A 16,745-nucleotide genomic window follows, 5' to 3' on the forward strand; every position below is an offset into this window, starting at 1 on the left:
AATGCGTTCAAGCTGCCGCTGGCGACGCGCGCGCTCGCCGCGGTGCTCGCCCAGGCGGGCACGCCGGCGCAGAAGAAGGGTTGAGGCCATGAAGTTCGACACCCCCGCAGGCACCAACCCGATCGACCGCGAGACGGTGATCGGCAAGCCCCACGCTAGAATCGAGGGACCGCTCAAGACCACCGGGACGGCGGTCTACTCATACGAGAACCACCAGGCTGCGCCGAATGCAGCCTATGGCTACATTGTGGGATCCGCCATCGCCAGGGGGCGCATCTCCGCGATGGACGTGAGCGAGGCGAAGGCCGCGCCCGGCGTCCTAGCGATCATCACGGCCGACAACGCCGGGCCGATCAAGACGCAGGGCTTCTACGTCGCCAAGCCACTCGCCGGGCCCGAGATCGAGCACTACCACCAGGCCGTCGCGCTGGTCGTGGCGGAGACCTTCGAGCAGGCACGCGCGGCCGCGGCTCGGATCCGCATCGACTATGTGCGCACGCGGGGCGCCTTTGATCTGGCTGCCACCCGCGAGGGTGCGAAGCCTCACCGTCGCCAGCCCGACGTTCACACCGGCGACTTCGAAAAGGCATTCGCCTCCGCCCCGGTGAAGGTGGACGCGACGTTCACGACGCCGGACCAAAGCCACATGATGTCGGAGCCGCACGCCACGATCGCGCGGTGGGACGGAGACCAGCTCACGATCTGGTCGGCGCAGCAGATCGTGGGGTGGGCGCGGCGTGACCTCGGCAACAAGCTCAGCATCCCGCAGGACAAGATCCGCGTCGTCGCCACGTACATCGGGGGCGGCTTCGGCGGGAAGGGCAGCATCTGCTCGGACGCGATCCTTGCCGCGCTTGGCGCCCGCGCGGTCGGCCGCGCGGTAAAGGTCGCGCTCCCACGTCCGCTCATGCCCAACAACACGACCCATCGGCCCGCGACGATCCAGCGCGTGCGCCTGGCGGCGGGTCGCGACGGCAGACTGGTCGCGGTCGGGCACGAGACGCTCTCGGGCAACCTCCCGGGGGGCGGCCCTGAGATCGCCGCGGCTCAGACGCAGCTGCTCTACGCCGGCGCCAACCGGCTCAACCTGACCCGACTCTCGACGCTCGATCTGCCGGAGGGCAACGCGATGCGGGCGCCCGGCGAGGCGTCGGGCCTTATGGCGCTCGAGGTCGCCATGGACGAGCTCGCCGAGAAGCTCGGGATGGATCCCGTCGAGCTGCGGATCCTCAACGACACGCAGACGGTGCCCGATGATCCCGGCCGCGGATCGCCTACCGACCCGCAGTCGGCGAGCCCCAACCAGGGCCCTCAGGACGTGCCGGGACGCCCGTTCTCCATCCGGCAGTTCGTCACATGCCTGCGCACCGGCGCCGAACGCTTCGGGTGGAAGGAGCGAAGCGCTGCGCCGGGCGCGCGGCGGGATGGTCGCTGGCTGAGTGGCGTGGGCATGGCCTCGGCTATCCGCGGCGCGCCAATTATCCCGGCCGGCGGCCGCGTCACGCTCGCTCGTGACGGGGGCGTCACCGTCGAGAGCAACATGACTGACATGGGCACCGGCAGCTACACCATCATCGGCCAGACCGTCGCCGAGATGATGGGTCTGCCGCTCGACCGCGTGGTGGTGAAGCTCGCCGACTCGAACTACCCCGAGGCGTTCGGTGGCGGCGGACAGGGTGGCGCGGCCTCCGCGACCGCTGGCGCCTACGCCGCGTGCGTGAAGCTGCGCGAGGCGGTCGCGGCCAAGCTCGGCTTCAACTCGGCCGACGCGGAGTTCGTCGACGGCGAAGTGCGCGCGGGTAACCGGCGCGTGCGGCTTGCTGAGGCGGCCAAGGACGGGCCGATCACCGCCGAGGACAAGATCGAGTACGGCGACCTGTCACGGCGCTTCGAGCAGCAGACCTTCGGCGCGCACTTCTGCGAGGTCGCGGTCGATGCGTACACGGGCGAGATCCGCATCCGCCGCATGCTCGCGGTCTGCGCGGCGGGGCGCATCCTCAACCCTGTGACCGCGCGCAGCCAGGTGATCGGAGGCATGGTCGGCGGCGCTGGTGCCGCGTTGATGGAGGAGCTCGCCGTCGACAAGCGCTTCGGCTTCTTCGTCAATCACGATCTCGCCGGATACGAGGTGCCGGTGCATGCCGACATACCGCACCAGGACGTCATCTTTCTGGACGAGGTCGACCCGACCATGTCGCCGCTCAAGGCGAAGGGAGTTGGCGAGCTCGGTATCTCCGGTGTCGCCCCCGCGATCGCCAATGCGGTCTACAACGCGACCGGAGTACGCGTCCGCGACTATCCGATCACACTCGACAAGCACTTGCGAGATTTGCCGCAGATCACGTGACGTTGCCTCACACACGGCTTAATATTTTTTAAAACCAAGACGCGGGCGCTGATCAGCGAAGGCAGCGATAAGGCGAGCTATTCGGGATTGACGATCCAGCAGCGTGGGTCGAGATCAACGAATGAACGGAATTGGGTGGCGGCTATGTTGCCCTCAATGACCGCTATTGGGTCAGCTTAAGTCCGGTCCCGGTTCAGCTGATCCGCGAGCGGTGAAGCGCTTCATCGCGGCTATAGTCGGATCGCCGACGTGATGCTCCATTCCTTCCGAGTCGATCGCCACGGTGTCTGCATCAATCCCCAAAGCTGACAACAATCCGCCACTGCTTGGTGCCGTTCGCGCGATCGAGCGGCGAGCGATCGCCCGTCTTCGGTCAGGGAGAGGGCCCGGTAGGGTCGGTTCTCAACCAAACTCAAGGTTTTTAGGCGCTGTACGATCTTGGCCGCGGTTGGTTGGGACACGCCCATGTGCGCCGCGAGATCAATCAGCCGCGCTTACGGAGCCCGAGGTGCATCGTGTAGAGACGAGTTCGCGTTAGACTGACAGCACCGTTCTGGGTCGTCGGCACGAGACGGAAGGGGCTTGGGAGCGTCTGATCGCGGACACTCACGGTCATCTTGGTTCATGATGCACCGGCCTTATGGCGGCCTTTAGCTCGCCGCCTCAACCCTTGGCGGCGACGGCTCCTAATTCCTCGAGGTCGAGGTCGTGCTCGAGATCGTGGAGCGTCTCGTCGTCGATCTGGCCCGCGCGATGCAGCCGGACCAGCTCGGCCCGGCCCGCTTCTACCGCTGCAATGATGACGTCGAAATGACTCGCGATTGCCTGGTTGCGCTCTTCCGCGGTGCCATCGAATGCCTCGCCCGCGGTGGCGCGCGTGCGATAGCGACGGAGAAGCTGAGGATGGATGACCTCTCCGCCAGCGTCATGCGCTTCGCGTTCGACCGCCGAGAGTTGCGCTCGGAACATAGCGTGCTCGGCGGCCTGAAGGTCGAGCGGCGGCGGCGCCGTCCGGTCTTCCTTCGGACCCGCGCGCTTGATGACCCAGCCCAGCGAGGTGCCCTGGACCAAGACCGTAACCAGGATCACGGAGAACGCCGTGACCAGCATCAGGTCGCGCTCCGGCATCGCCTCCGGCAACGACAAGGCGACAGCCAGCGTCACCACGCCGCGCATACCCGCCCAGCTCATGACGAGCGCAGCGCGTCCACCCAATGGGCGCGCCGGAGCCCAACCCATGCGACGCAGGAGTGCCACGACCGCGTCGGCTGCGAAGATCCACAGAAAGCGGGCGACGATCACCGCTGCGACAATGGCCGCGACCGGCATCGCCATTGTGTCGATGATGCGCGTGGGATCACCTATGCGGTCCAGGATCCCGCGCAGCGAGAGCCCGATCAGTGTAAACACCGCCGCCTCGAGAAGGAAGACGAGCACCTGCCAGAAGGCGAGCGCACGGATCCTCACGCTGGCGCTGAACACGACATGCTGGAACCAGCCACAGGTCAGGCCGGCGGTCACGACGGCGATCACCCCGGACACATGGAGCAGTTCGCCGGTTATGTAGGCGCTCCAGCACACCAGCATCGTCACGGCGATCATCAGCGTGTCGTCGCCGAGCCGGCGCAGCAATAGCACCCAGAGTGCTCCGATGCCTGCGCCGACCGCGATGCCGCCGACCACGAGCAGGAAGAAGGTGCCGGTTGCCGCGCCAAGGCTGAAGGTCCCGGCGAGCACCGCGGCCACTGCGAAGCGGAAGAGCACCAGCCCGGCGGCATCGTTGAGTAGGCTCTCGCCCTGCAGCAAGGTCGAAAGGCGGCGAGGCAAGCGCACCCGTTGGAGCACGGCTCGCGCCGAAACCGCATCGGGTGGCGACAGGATCGCGCCGAGCGCGACGCAAGCTGCCCAAGGCAGCGCCGGCAGCAGCATCTTGGTGACCACCGCGACGATCCCAGTGGTAAAGAACACTGCGCCGATCGCCAGCGACAGGATGCCGGCCATATGGCGGCGGAATGGCGCAATCGCGGTGAACCAAGCGCCGTCCATCAGCAGCGGCGGCAGGAACAGGACGAGCACCAGCTCGGGATCGATCGCGACCGCGGGCAGGCCGGGTATGAAGGCGACCGCCCCGCCGCCAACGATGAGCGCCGCCGCGGGCGGGAGCGACAGACGCCGCGCGATGTAATGGAGCCCGACGATCACCAGGAACATGGCGATGATCAGCTCGAACTGCGCCGCCGCGTGCATGTTCGCTCTCCCTTTCCCCGCTAGCGGGCGAAAGCGGAAAAAGCACGCCCGATCAACAAGAACGTACCGGCCATCTATGCGTGCGTCGCTGACCGGCAAGGACCAGCGACAAAGCGGCGCGGCATTTGGTTCAGGACAGCATCACGCTTGCTAGGAGGTTTGGTTAGCTGTTCACGGCGCTGAAACTCGATAGCCGCACCGTTGCCACCGTTTGGCCTCGGCCCTTGGTTGGCGCAATCTGAACGAGCGGCAGCTTCAGGGGAGCTTCCTTTCCGCTGCGGACGCCCGGTCATGGGTCCTCGGCACGAGGGGGGGACGGCCAGCGCCCAATGGCAGAGGCTTCTTGGTGCTCCGCCTTACAACGTCTGAGCCGTTGGCTTGCAGAGCTGCCCAAAGCTCGCGGGTGACTGCCATTCAGATCATCTAGGCGGAGCCAGCCTCCGCCGGTCACTGTGGAGCTAGCAATTGGGTGAGACGATCGGGATGGTCCGCCGCTCGTGCCAGTCGCGGGTACCGTAACGGCCCCCGATAGTGGAGGTGATACTCGGCGCGGCGGCCATCTTGCTCGGCCGTGAGCGTGATGGGCAGGGTATTCGACATGCGCACCGCGTCCAGGAGGCGCTCGGTCGTGAACGGCTCAGCGCCGACAGCCACAATCTTGACTTGCGGAGCAAGCCCAGCGGTAAAGGCGGCTCCTTGCCACGACACCGCGCCGACGCGCCCCTCAGCCGTCACCACCATCCCGAGCGAGTAGCTGAGATCCACTCCGCCCAGCTCCGTCTCATGCTGGCGAAACATTTCAGTTGGTGCATCGGCGTAGGCGAGATCCCAGCCTAGAGTCCTGAGGCCGACCAAGGTATCGAGATCGTCATGCGCCTCGAGCCACTTGGTCAGGAAGCCGGCCCATCCGGCCGGGACGACCGCCTCCAACGCGGCACACAGTGCTTCAAACGTGTAGGTCCGCGTCGGTGCACCTGGCGTCGCTCCCGCGAAGAAGGCGCGAGCGAAATCGTCGAGCCCGCTTCGGCCGCCGCTACGCTCGCGTAACCGCGCCTCGACCGCGAGCCAGAGCAGGACTCCCTCGTCGTAATAGTCTCGCCGACGCTGCCAGTCGCGCCAGGGCACGGGCTGGCGGAGCATGAAGGTGGGATAGGTGACGTCGTCGGCGAGTGGCCGCCAAGCACGTCCAGGCCGGTGTGATACCTCCGCGGCATCGAGCGCCAGCCGGTCCAACGTCTCCTGCGTGGTCCTCAGGCCAGCACGCGCGGCGAGCACGCGTCCCCAGAACTCGGTCTGTCCCTCATATACCCAAAGCAGGCTGCCGGACTGCGGGACGTTAGGCGTCGGCGCCCACAGATCGGCCGGCGTACGATACAGGCCGTTCCAAGCGTGCACGAACTCGTGCGGGAAGATGTCGTGATCGAGCAGCTGGTGCGACCAGTCGTCGAAATAGCCTGAGGGTAGCGTGATCTCGCTCGCGGTGCGATGTTCTGTGCCTCCGGTGGAAAGGTCATCGCCTAAACGCGCAATGAAGTCGTACCGGGCGAATGGCGCGGCGCCGAAGACCCACCGAGTCTGCGACACCATGCGCCGGAGCGCGGCGGTCCGCTCAGGTGGGACGAGCAGCGGCGAGGCGCCGGTGACGAGTGCAGTGAGCGTCACGGGCATGTCTCCCGTCGCGAGCGACACGCGCAACGCCGAACGCGCGGCGTAGACAGGTGAGTCGAGCAGTGTCTCCAGCGATCGCGCAGACAGAACGAGCCGCCCATCGGCCCCGCGTGCGAGGGGCGAGGGCGCGAGGTTCGTCAGATCGTCAGGCAGCGTTATCGTCGCGGCTACGGCGATGTTCCGCGCGTACCAACCGGCGGGGTAGAGGATGAGCTGCTGCCACGGTAGGAGGATCAGGTCGCGTGTGAGATCGCCCGGCGCGGCGACGATCTGATAGCGCGCGGTCACGCTCGCCGTGGTGGAGGGCACGTCGAGGTGGAAGGCGTGCGGATCGACCGGATCCCGGCGCCACGCCAGCCGGCGCTTGCCGGCAAAGACGGTTAGCCCCGTTAGCTTCGCAACGCTGAGACTGGGGCCATGGCTGGCGGCTTCCCAGCGCGGGTAAAGCAGCGTCATCGCGCCCGCCGCTTGGACCGGAATGACGACCTCCACCATATAGAGCTTGTGCGCGACGTCGGTGGCATCGACCGAGAGCGCGATCGTGCCCGCGAAGGTGCGATCGATAGGGCTCGGTACGCCTGCAGCCGGCAGGCGCTGAACCGGTCCTTCCGAGGCTTCCGCCGCAACGGGTTGCCAGAACAACGCCAACGAGATGAGACGCGCCCAGCTCGTGGCGGTCAATCCGCCCCGGCGCCAATACATCCGCCTCGTGACAGGGAGGCTCCGGTGCTCGGCATGCGGTTGAGCATTCATCCGCACGTTGGGAACGAAGGCGCCGTGTCGATAGGCGCTGGCGCTCAAGTCTGCCCGCAAGGATGTCACGCCAGGGCTCGCGGGAAGGAGAAGCCAGCGCTCGCTGCCGCTCCGTTTCGCAGGATCGGGAGGCTCGTGGTTGGCACGCCAGTGAGCGCGAACATCGCGTTGGCGATGGCTGGAGCGATTGTTGGGACACCGGGCTCCCCCATGCCCGTCGGCCGATTGGTCGATGGCAGGATGTACGTCTCCACCACGGGCATCTCATTCATGCGAATGACGGGATAGCTGTCGAAGTTGGTCTCCTGGACGATCCCGTTCTTCAGCGTCATCGCCCCATAGAGCGCGGCGGAGAGCCCGAAGCCGATACCGCCTTCCATCTGCGCCACGATCTGGTCTGGCGAGATCGCGATCCCGCAGTCGACGACCGCGACAACCCGCCGGACCACCGGCCTGCCCGCATCGACGCGAACCTCCGCGAGCTGCCCGACCACGGTGCCGAAACACTCGTGGACGGCCAGACCCCGAGCCCAGCCGTACTCGATCGCCGCGCCCCAGCCTCCTCTGCTGCAGAGCTCGTCGAGCACGGCGAGATGTCGCTTGGCGTGCGCGCGGCGGTAGAGGGCCCTGCGATATTCTGCCGGATCGCGGTCGAGCCGACGCGCGAGCTGGTCGACGATATGCTCCATCACCATGGCGTTGTGCGAGTGGCCGACAGAACGCCAGAAGGCGACCGGTACTGGGAAGGTAGGAGAGTAGACCTTCCCGTCGATGACCCTGGCGGCGGCGAGATACGGCGACTGCGCGAGGCCTTCGACTGCCTGGGCATTGGGTCCGAGCGGCAGCAGGCGTTGCGAGACGGTGCGGTGTCGCCAGCGTGCCGGGAAACCGTCCTCTCCGACGTCTACCAGCACACGGTGGTGGCTCATCGGCCGGAAGAAGCCGGACGATAGCTCGTCCTCTCGGGTCCAGATCAGCTTGATGGGCCGCCGCGGCATCCGCTTCGCGATCCGCACGCACTCGACGAGATAGTCGGCGCCCATGATCCCGCGCCGGCCGAAGGAACCGCCGGCGGGTACCACGTCGATGTCGACGCGACCGGGGATGGTAAGCGCGACGCGGGCGGCTTGCACCTGGTCGACGGTCGCGAGGTGGGAGCCGGAGATGATCTTCACGTCCCAACCATCGACCTGAGCGACGCAGTTGAGGCTCTCCATCGGTGCGTGCGCGAGATACGGAAAGTCGAAGCTGAACTCGACCGCCTGTGCGGAGAATAGCTCCTGCGGATCGTCGCCCTTGCTGTGAAAGTCGGCTGGATCGACGTCGGTGCGGCCCGCGGCGATGTCGTGGAAGTAGCGGACGAGGTCGGCCGTGGAGCGCTGCTCGGCCGCGCTGTCGTCCCACGCGAGGGTGAGAGCATCCCGCCCCTGACGCGCGGCAAAGGTGTTTGTCGCCACCACGGCGACACCCGTCTCGATCGCGAAGACGTCGACGACACCCTTCACCTTGCGTGCCGCCGTCGCATCGTATCGCGCGAGACGGCCACCGAAGCGCGGGCTGTGGGCGACCATCGCGACGAGCATGTCGGGCAGATGGACATCCTGCGTATAGACCTGCGCGCCGGTGCTTTTCGGCAGGCTGTCCTTGCGCCGTACGCGGTCCGTGCCGATCAGCCGGTAATCCTTGACCTCCTTTAGCGTCGGGCGTTGCGGCGCGATTTGGCGCGCGGCGTCCGCGAGAAGCTCCGGAAAGGTCGCCGAGCGTCCCGATGCGTCGTGAAAAACGACCCCGTTGCGCACGTCGATCAGTCGCCGGGGCACGCTCCAGCGCATCGCCGCTGCCGCGACGAACATGGCACGCGCCGCGGCGCCGGCGTTGCGCATCGGATCCCAGTTCGTCGCCACCGATCTCGAGCCTGCCGTTATCTGCGGACCGTAAGCACGGAAATTGGCATGGGCGCTGACGACCCGAACCCGGTCCCAGTCGGCATCCAGTTCCTCCGCGATCATCGCGGCCATGCCGGCATGAATGCCCTGGCCAAGTTCCTGCTGCTTGTTGACGATCGTCACCCAGCCATCGGGAGTGATCCGGATGAAGGATCCGAAGGCGCTTCCCTCGGGCGCGGGGCCACCGCCCGACAGGATCGCGCCTGCGGCCTGCATCGGATGGGTGGCCGTGTAGCCGAGGACGAGCGCCCCGCCCGCCAGTGTTCCCCCCAGGATCATCCTGCGGCGGGTCATAGGGAAACGGTGTCCGGATGCCGGGGCGTCGGTCACGAGCAATCTCCTGCTCGGCAAGGGGTCAGACGGGACATTTAGCTCCCGTTTCCAACCATGCCGTGATGAGGGCGCCGAACGCGGCCTGCGAGCCGGGAGCGGGCTCCCGGTTGCCGCCGGGGTGCCATGCCCAGCCAACCAGTTCGTCCTCGGCCATATGGTGCAGGAGTTCGGCCCGGTTCATGTGCGATCGAGCCGGGTCGAGGAGCTGTCGGCAGATCTCCCCCAACGTCTTGCCCTGCCAGGCCATCTCGATCGGCGCGAGCTTCCACTTGGGGTTGCCGGGAACGCCAGAGGCCTCGAAGTTGGTGGCGCGGTGGCAGGTCGCGCACCGCATGGTCGGCGCACCGGCATCGTCCGGTCCGCGCGTGACCCACGGCATGTGGGGCCGCATCGCCGCCGTCTGGGTCGGCCGATCGCCTCGCGGATGACAGTTCATGCAGCGCGGGTGCTCGATCACGCGTCCCGCCTCCTCGAACAGCGCGAGCGATCGCATGCTCGGGTCCGCGATCGACGCGAACGTCGACACCGGTCGCAGAGCCGAACCGGGCGATCGCGCCGGCGCAGCGACCAGCGGCTGCGATGACGGCAGCGCGTGCGGGCGGAAGGCGATGGCGACGCCGAGCACGAGGAGCGCGACGAGCGACGCCAGGATCGAGAGACAGCCGAAACGTCGGCGCCCACCGCTGGCACGTCGCCCTTTCATGATCCGCGATGCCTGAGCTGTCCTGCGGCGTCGTGGATGCCGGCGCGAACCCGGTTGTAGGTCGCGCAGCGGCAGATGTTGCCGCTCATCGCCACGTCGATGTCGGCGTCACTTGGCGCGGGGAGGGCGCGTAGGAGCGCCACCGCGCTCATGATCTGCCCCGACTGGCAGAAGCCGCACTGCGGCACGTCCCGCGCCACCCAGGCGTTCCGGATCGCCTCGACCTCGGCGCCCTCGCAGCCTTCGATGGTGACGATGTGCGATGCCGACGCTGCCTCGAGCGGAAACGAGCAGGAGCGGACCGGCTGGCCATCGACATGCACAGTGCACGCGCCGCACTGCGCGACGCCGCAGCCATATTTCGTACCGGTCAGCTTCAGCGTGTCGCGAAGCACCCACAGCAAGGGGGTCTGGCCGTCCTCGTCGACCTGATGCGTCGTGCCGTTGACCGAAAGGGAATATGGCATGACCTAGCCCGTCAAGATGTTGATCATGGCGCGATGCTAGGCCGTGCACCACGCGCCGCGAACACCCGATCCCACGGAAAACTTGCCCGATCCTCTGGCCCGATCCGGGTGCAGCCCGCAGCCCATGATCACGCCACGAAGCCCGTCCCGGCGGCGAAGGGCGGCGTACCCAAGAGGGCGATGAACGCGATACGCACCTGCGCGTAGCCACGCACGTCCCGACGCAGGAAGATCGCCCGGGCGAAGCGGAGGTCCTCGGCCAGCGTCATCGTCACACCCGCGACGACAGCGAAGATCGGCAGACACCACCATGGCGCTCCGGTCTGGCCGAGCCTGAACGGCAGAGCGCCGACGACGATCAGATGGCCGACGCACCGCATTATGACCTCCGGCGCCGTGCTATAACCGAACGCGCCGCAGACCGGTTCGTCGCTCATACTGTCATCCCCACCCGTTGCAGGCGGTAGACCGACGCAGGCGGAAGGTTGCGCAGCGTCGAACCCACTTTCCCGGCGACCAGGCCGAGCCGGTTCAGAACGTCATTCGGCACCGAGCAGCGGCCGCCGTAGGTGAACAGGAAGAAGGAGCCCGCCGGGCGCAGGACGGTGAAGCTGGCCCGAACAATGCCCTCGACCTCGCGCGACGTCATGTTGCGAAGTCCGAGCCCGCACACCACAGCACCGAACGGCTGCGCAGCCGCTCGCCTGCCCAGATGAAGGTCGGCGGCATCGATGTTGAGGACCGTCGACGATGGAAAACGGTCCTTCAGCAGCCCGGCGAAGGACGGGCTCCGTTCGACCAGAGTCAGATCGCGCTCGGCTACGCCCCGGCGGGTGAGAGCTCGGGTGAAGGCACCAGTGCCCGGGCCGAGCTCGAGCACCGGCCCCGAGGCGCCATCGATCTCGCAGGTGATCAACGAAGCCAGCACTCGTCCCGACGGGGCGATAGCGGCAATGTCATACGGGTGGCGCGACCACTCGACCAAGAACCGCGCCGCATCGGACCAGAAACCGGACGCCGGTTGGTCGCCGGATGCTGAGCCTTCCGGGCGGGAAGGCATGCCGGCGCGGCGATCCGCGCGGGCACGGGTGACTCCTGCGGTTGCCAGCAGTTCCAGGCGTGATGGTGTTCCGGCAGGGCATATCCGGCTCAGGGCCGACAGTAACGAGCTCCGGGCACGGTTCATGAGTGAGTTCCACAAACAAGGGAGATCGATGCGGCGCGCGCGGGGCCGCGCGTCGTCGCCGGCGGGCGCGGTCAGGCGGCCGCTGCCGGGGCGACTAGTTGGAAGAGGGAATGGCTCGGATCGAGCGAGGTCGAAGGAAAGCGCACGTCCGCCATCACTTCGGACATCTCCCACAGCCGAGCTGCGACGCGTTCGTCCAATGCCTGGGGTGGCACCTTGACCGCGGCCGGGGAACCCCGCAATTCACCCAGACCATCAGGTCCATAATAGCCGCCAGCCAGAGCGTTCGGTGAGGTCGCGGCGTACAGCGTCGGCAAGGCGCCTTGCGCCACCGGCTGGAAGAGGAACGGCAGGAAGGAGCGAGCCATGCCGTGCACACTCCAGCGCCCCGGGCCGTTGTGCAGCAGATCGGTCCGCGAGATCCCCGGGTGCGAGGCGATGCTGGTGATCCCCCACGCACCGGCGTCGCTGCGCCGCTGCAACTCGAAGGCGAAGATGAGACAGGCGAGCTTCGACTGACTGTAGACCGGCATCGGCCTGTAGCGCGTCACCGCGTTGAGATCGTCGAAGTTGATCGCGCCAGCCGGAGCCGCGACGCTCGACAAGGAGACGACGCGAGATTGTACACCGGCCCGCAGCAGCGGCAGCAGATGCGCGGTGAGGGCAAAATGTCCCAGATAATTGGTGCCGAACTGCAGCTCGACGCCGTCAGCCGTGGTCCGCCGCCGCGGCGGGACCATGATGCCCGCGTTGTTGATCAGGATGTCGAGGCTCTGCCGCTGTCTGCCCAGGCGATCAGCGAAGGCGGCGATCGACCCGAACTCGGCGAGGTCGAGCGGCTCGAATCGGATTTTGGCACCGGGGATGTCGCGCCGGATGCGGTCCACTGCGCTCGCCCCCTTCAAGGAATCGCGGCCGGCCAGGACGACCTCACAGCCGGCGCGCGCCAGCGCAAGCGCATCCTCAAAGCCGAGGCCACCGGTGCCGGTGACGACGGCGGAGCGACCGTTCTGCGGCGGGATGTCGGAGACTGTCCAGCGGGTCATGGAACTTGCCTTTCACGAAGCCGATGTCGGCGCCTGCTTCACAAGTTACGCTGATCCCGCTCCTCCTCCATGCCGGATGCCGCGAAAGACTTGCCCGATCCTGCGGACGCCTCCGCGTGCAGATTCGAAATGCGCCCCACAGGACCGCTGGGAGTCTACCTCGCCCCGTAGGCGACCAATGCCTTGTAGTTCATCACGTCCTGCTTCGGCGCGACACCGAAGTGGCGGGAATACTCGCGGCTGAACTGGGAGGCGCTTTCATAGCCGACCTGATAGGCAGCCTCGGACACATTGGCAGCGTCCGAGACCATCAGCCGTCGCGCTTCGAGTAGACGCAACTGCTTCTGATACTGCACGGGCGTCATCGATGTCATCGTCCGGAAGTGCTGGTGAAACGATGACAGGCTCATCCGAGCGACCTCCGCCAGCTGCTCCACCCGCAGTGTCTGGGCGAAATGATCGCGGAGGTAGTAGATGGCGTTGGCGACGCGATCGGTATGGGAATCCGGTAGCGTCAGCTTGGCGATCTCGGCGCCATAGGGCCCGGTCAGCAGCCAATAGCAGATCTCCCGCATGACCGACGGATAGAGGATGTGGGCGGCGTCAGGCGTCATCGCCATCCTGATGAGTCGCAGGACGCACTCGGTCAGCGGGGCGTCGACCTGACCGACGAACACACAGGGGCCTGACGCGGGAGCGGGGCGCGGCGGGTTCGCCAGCTGCTGCATGACCTCCTTCAGCATCGCCACGTCGAAGTCGATGCTCAACCCCAGATAGGGTGTCTCGCAACTTGCGCCGATCATGCGACCGCTCGCTGGCAGCTCGACACTGACGACGAGACATTCCATCTCTTTGTAGATCAACGTCGTTTCGCCGAACAGGATCTGCTTGGCCCCCTTCAGCACGACGCAGAGCGACGGCCGGTAGATCCTGCGCATCGGCGGGATCTCTTGAAAGGCGCGCATGACGTGCACGCCGGTCATCGGCGTCTGGAAATGCCCCTCGCCCCCGCCCCTCGATGTCAGGAATTCCCGCGCAGCATCGAGAAGCGCCGGCGGCGTGCGACCTTCTCCGCTGCTGTGCGGTCCTGGCGGGGCGGCGTTCATCGCCGCGTGGCTGCGCTCGTCCGCAGGAAAAGGCAAGATTTTCGCGGTATCGGGCATTCGGTTCACGGAACTGCTCCTGTAGCTTGATGGTGTCAGATCAAGATCAGGTGGCCCAGCTATGGCAGATAAACACAGGCGGTCAAGAGACCTAATTCGGTATTGGCTATAAAATACAAGCAAAGATCCAGATCCTGAAGTAAGCGGCGCATGCCCTTTCGGGGTGGGAGCGATGCCAGCTGCATGCTCATCTTGCGACATGTCCACTACGCGCATTTGGCTGGGTCGCCCAGCGTGCATCTTCGGTGCGCGTCACGGAACCGAACAAGGGATTATCCGATGCGCTTCATTCTTCCGTTCGTCGGCATTGGCATGACATGCCTGCCGTCGATCGTCGTCGCCCAGGGAGCGCCGCCCAGCGATGCACCTCATGGCCAGGTTGCTCTCGGCGCAGGCGTCGCGCCGGAATATGACGGCGCCAGCGACGTGCGCCTGATCCCCTTCGTGCTCGCCGACGTTCGCTGGCAGGGGATCAGTTTCGAGTTCCGCGGCCTACGCGGCCGGGCGGACCTCGCCTCTGATCCGCGCTTCGCGATCGGGCCCGTGATCGGCGCACGACTTATACGGAGCGACGCCGACGGCCCGGTTGGCCTCCTTCCCGAGATCGACACCGCGATCGAGGCGGGCGCCTTCATCGGCTATCGCTTCGGCGGCGATCGGTTTGGCCAGGGATCGCTCCAGCTCGATATTACCGCCGTCCACGACGTCTCGCGGACCCATAACGGGCTGCTCGCGACCGCCAGCGCCAGCTACGCTGCCGTCCGCAAGCCGGACACCTTCGTCACCGTGGATGTCCAGACGACCTGGGCGAACGCGGATTACTCGCGCACCTATTTCGGCATCTCGGCGGCCGACGCGGTCAGAAGCGGCCTCACGCCCTACCGGCCGGGCGCGGGCATGCGCGACGTGGGGGCAGGTCTCAGCGCCGGCCATTACTTCAATCGCCATCTCGGCGTGATCGCGCGGGCTGGTGCCACCTACCTCATCGGCGACGTCGCCGACAGCCCGGTCACCGATCAGGGCGGCCGGTGGCAACCGCTCGGTGGGGTCACGCTCTCCTATCGCTTCTGAGGTGAGATCATGCGCCGACCACCCGTCGTCCCTGCACCGCTCGCTCTACCGGTCGAGCGTTCAAAGGTCGCCTTCGCCGCGGGAGCGGGCTACCACCTGAGATCGCTGGTGGCAGCCGCCATCGCAATCGGCCGGATGCCGGGTGAACCTGCCGTCGTTCTGCGCGCCGGGCAGCGCCCTCTCCTGCTCGCCTTGCTCTTCGGCAGGAGGCGGCATGGCCCGCTCGCCGATCCGCGGCTCGAGGTCATCCGGGCGATCAGCGCAGCACTTTCAAGGGGAGTCGACACCATCCGCGCCGATCTCATCACGGATGCCGCCAGAGCAGGATGGAGCCGGAACGATCTCGTGTCGATGTTTCCGGCTTTGTCCGTGCGCTCTGCGTCATGATGGGCGGCGACCCGCTGGGCGAGGCCCTGTTGATCATCGCGCCACTCGGATTGGCTGGCATCTTCGTGGTGACGCTTCTGGAGCGGCTGGTTCCGCTCCTGCCGTCCCAAGGGATTTTCGCGGCGATCGGTGTTGCCGCAGCGAATGGCTTGTGGTGCCTGCCGACGGCCATGCTCGCCTCGGTCATCGGCGGCAGTGCCGGGGCATTCGCGACCTACAGCCTTGGCGTGAGCGTCGCCGCTCGTGACGGTGGGACCGGTCGCATCCAGCGCGTCCTTCATCGGCGCGATCCGGCGGGGCGGTATTTCAGGAAGATTCGTCGCAGCAGCACCTCGCTTCCTTTCACCGCCCAGCTCATCCCGGGTGCGCGGCTCCTCGCGCCCTTGATCGCGGGCACGATGGTCCATGATCGCCAGAGGCTCGCCGTCTCGGTTCTTGCTGGTCTCGCCGTCTGGAACATGACGTTCATGTCGCTCGGCTTCTTGATGGTGCGCCTGACAGGAGCTTCCAATACGACGCTGATCACGCTCGGCTCTGGACTTCTCCTCGGAGCCGCCCTGCTGTCGAGGCCGTTGGCGACACGCTCAATCGACGTGGTGCGGTCGGTCGCACGTCACGCCGCGACGTTCTCTCGCCAGTCTTTCAGATCGGCTGACCGGAGCCTCAAATGATGATAGAAGATGCCGTGATCGTGATAACCGGCGCCAGCAGCGGCATGGGCGAGGCCGCGGCGCGCTACCTTGCCGCGAGAGGCGCCAAGCTTGTTCTCGGCGCGCGGAACGACGGCAAGCTTCGCACCATCGTGAAGGAGATACGGGCAGCCGGCGGCGACGCCACCTGCCGCGCGACCGATGTCGTCAGCGTCCAGGACAATCAGGATCTGGCCGCCCATGCCGTCGACACCTTCGGCCGCCTCGATGTCTTCGTTGCAAATGCCGGATCGATGCCGATCGGCCCGATGGATGCGCTGAGCGTCGACGACTGGAACATGATGGTCGACGTCAACGTCAAGGGAGTGCTCTGGGGCATCGCTGCCGCCCTGCCGATCTTTCGCCGGCAGAAGGCGGGCCATTTCATCGCCGTCGCCTCCACCGCGGCGAGGAAGATCGTGCCCAACATGGCGGTGTACGCCGGCACCAAAGCGGCGGTCGTGGCGATCTGCGAGGGGCTTCGTCAGGAGACTGCCGGAGAGCTGCGGGTCACGACACTGCTGCCCGGATACACCGCGACGAATTTCGCCGACCATATCCGCGACGATCGTCTTCGCGAGCAGATCACCGCAGCAGGCGATTTTGCCATGTCTCCCGAAGCGATCGCCGCTGCGATCGCAAACGCGATCGAACAGCCGTCCGAGGTCAACATCGGGGAGCTGGTCGTCAGGCCCTCGGCTCAGGCTTGATCGTCACAGGTGAGATTGTCCGTGCTTCT

14 protein-coding genes are annotated in these 16,745 nt (G+C 66.5%); 5 read left to right on the top strand and 9 right to left on the bottom strand.

The window, feature by feature from the left end; translation table 11 throughout:
- Positions 1-88: 88 nt before the first annotated feature.
- The gene (gene paoC, locus KZ820_RS19210; RefSeq protein ID WP_219750473.1) at positions 89-2,347 is read left to right on the top strand and encodes an aldehyde oxidoreductase molybdenum-binding subunit PaoC; all 2,259 of its coding nucleotides are present in this window, start codon (positions 89-91) and stop codon (positions 2,345-2,347) included.
- A gap of 663 nt (positions 2,348-3,010) precedes the next feature.
- Here paoC and KZ820_RS19225 read toward each other — a convergent pair.
- The 9 genes from KZ820_RS19225 to KZ820_RS19265 form a co-directional block, all read right to left on the bottom strand.
- Positions 3,011-4,594, bottom strand: coding sequence for a Na+/H+ antiporter (locus KZ820_RS19225; RefSeq protein ID WP_219750476.1), 1,584 nt, complete (start codon positions 4,592-4,594; stop codon positions 3,011-3,013).
- Positions 4,595-5,041: 447 nt separating this feature from the next.
- On the bottom strand, positions 5,042-7,063 hold the full coding sequence (locus KZ820_RS19230; protein ID WP_219750477.1) for a M61 family metallopeptidase: 2,022 nt from the start codon (positions 7,061-7,063) through the stop codon (positions 5,042-5,044).
- 17 nt (positions 7,064-7,080) lie between these two features.
- Positions 7,081-9,291: a xanthine dehydrogenase family protein molybdopterin-binding subunit gene (locus KZ820_RS19235; RefSeq protein ID WP_308462286.1), complete on the bottom strand. Its 2,211-nt coding sequence runs from the start codon at positions 9,289-9,291 to the stop codon at positions 7,081-7,083.
- Positions 9,292-9,316: 25 nt separating this feature from the next.
- On the bottom strand, positions 9,317-9,997 hold the full coding sequence (locus KZ820_RS19240) for an Isoquinoline 1-oxidoreductase subunit (RefSeq protein ID WP_219750478.1): 681 nt from the start codon (positions 9,995-9,997) through the stop codon (positions 9,317-9,319).
- Positions 9,994-10,464 carry a (2Fe-2S)-binding protein gene (locus KZ820_RS19245; RefSeq protein ID WP_219750479.1) on the bottom strand — a complete coding sequence of 157 codons (471 nt, stop codon included), beginning with the start codon at positions 10,462-10,464 and terminating at the stop codon, positions 9,994-9,996. Before KZ820_RS19245 ends, KZ820_RS19240 begins: the two co-directional genes overlap by 4 nt.
- Before the next feature lie 128 nt (positions 10,465-10,592).
- A complete protein-coding gene (locus KZ820_RS19250) occupies positions 10,593-10,901 on the bottom strand; it encodes a hypothetical protein (protein ID WP_219750480.1) in 309 nt (102 codons plus the stop codon).
- On the bottom strand, positions 10,898-11,650 hold the full coding sequence (locus KZ820_RS19255) for a class I SAM-dependent methyltransferase (RefSeq protein ID WP_219750481.1): 753 nt from the start codon (positions 11,648-11,650) through the stop codon (positions 10,898-10,900). Before KZ820_RS19255 ends, KZ820_RS19250 begins: the two co-directional genes overlap by 4 nt.
- A gap of 71 nt (positions 11,651-11,721) precedes the next feature.
- Positions 11,722-12,696, bottom strand: coding sequence for an SDR family oxidoreductase (locus tag KZ820_RS19260; protein ID WP_219750482.1), 975 nt, complete (start codon positions 12,694-12,696; stop codon positions 11,722-11,724).
- 155 nt (positions 12,697-12,851) lie between these two features.
- Positions 12,852-13,859 carry an AraC family transcriptional regulator gene (locus KZ820_RS19265; protein ID WP_258048366.1) on the bottom strand — a complete coding sequence of 336 codons (1,008 nt, stop codon included), beginning with the start codon at positions 13,857-13,859 and terminating at the stop codon, positions 12,852-12,854.
- 150 nt (positions 13,860-14,009) lie between these two features.
- On the opposite strand from KZ820_RS19265, the gene KZ820_RS19270 reads away from it, so the two are divergent.
- From KZ820_RS19270 to KZ820_RS19285, 4 genes are all read left to right on the top strand, one after another.
- Positions 14,010-14,930: a MipA/OmpV family protein gene (locus KZ820_RS19270; protein ID WP_258048360.1), complete on the top strand. Its 921-nt coding sequence runs from the start codon at positions 14,010-14,012 to the stop codon at positions 14,928-14,930.
- 108 nt (positions 14,931-15,038) lie between these two features.
- Positions 15,039-15,317, top strand: coding sequence for a hypothetical protein (locus KZ820_RS19275; protein WP_219750483.1), 279 nt, complete (start codon positions 15,039-15,041; stop codon positions 15,315-15,317).
- Positions 15,314-15,988: a DedA family protein gene (locus tag KZ820_RS19280; protein ID WP_219750484.1), complete on the top strand. Its 675-nt coding sequence runs from the start codon at positions 15,314-15,316 to the stop codon at positions 15,986-15,988. Before KZ820_RS19275 ends, KZ820_RS19280 begins: the two co-directional genes overlap by 4 nt.
- Positions 15,985-16,716, top strand: coding sequence for an SDR family oxidoreductase (locus KZ820_RS19285; RefSeq protein ID WP_219750485.1), 732 nt, complete (start codon positions 15,985-15,987; stop codon positions 16,714-16,716). The genes KZ820_RS19280 and KZ820_RS19285 overlap by 4 nt, the downstream gene beginning before the upstream one ends.
- Positions 16,717-16,745: the final 29 nt, after the last annotated feature.

It is taken from the genome of Sphingomonas citri, from assembly GCF_019429485.1.
Classification (GTDB): domain Bacteria; phylum Pseudomonadota; class Alphaproteobacteria; order Sphingomonadales; family Sphingomonadaceae; genus Sphingomonas; species Sphingomonas citri.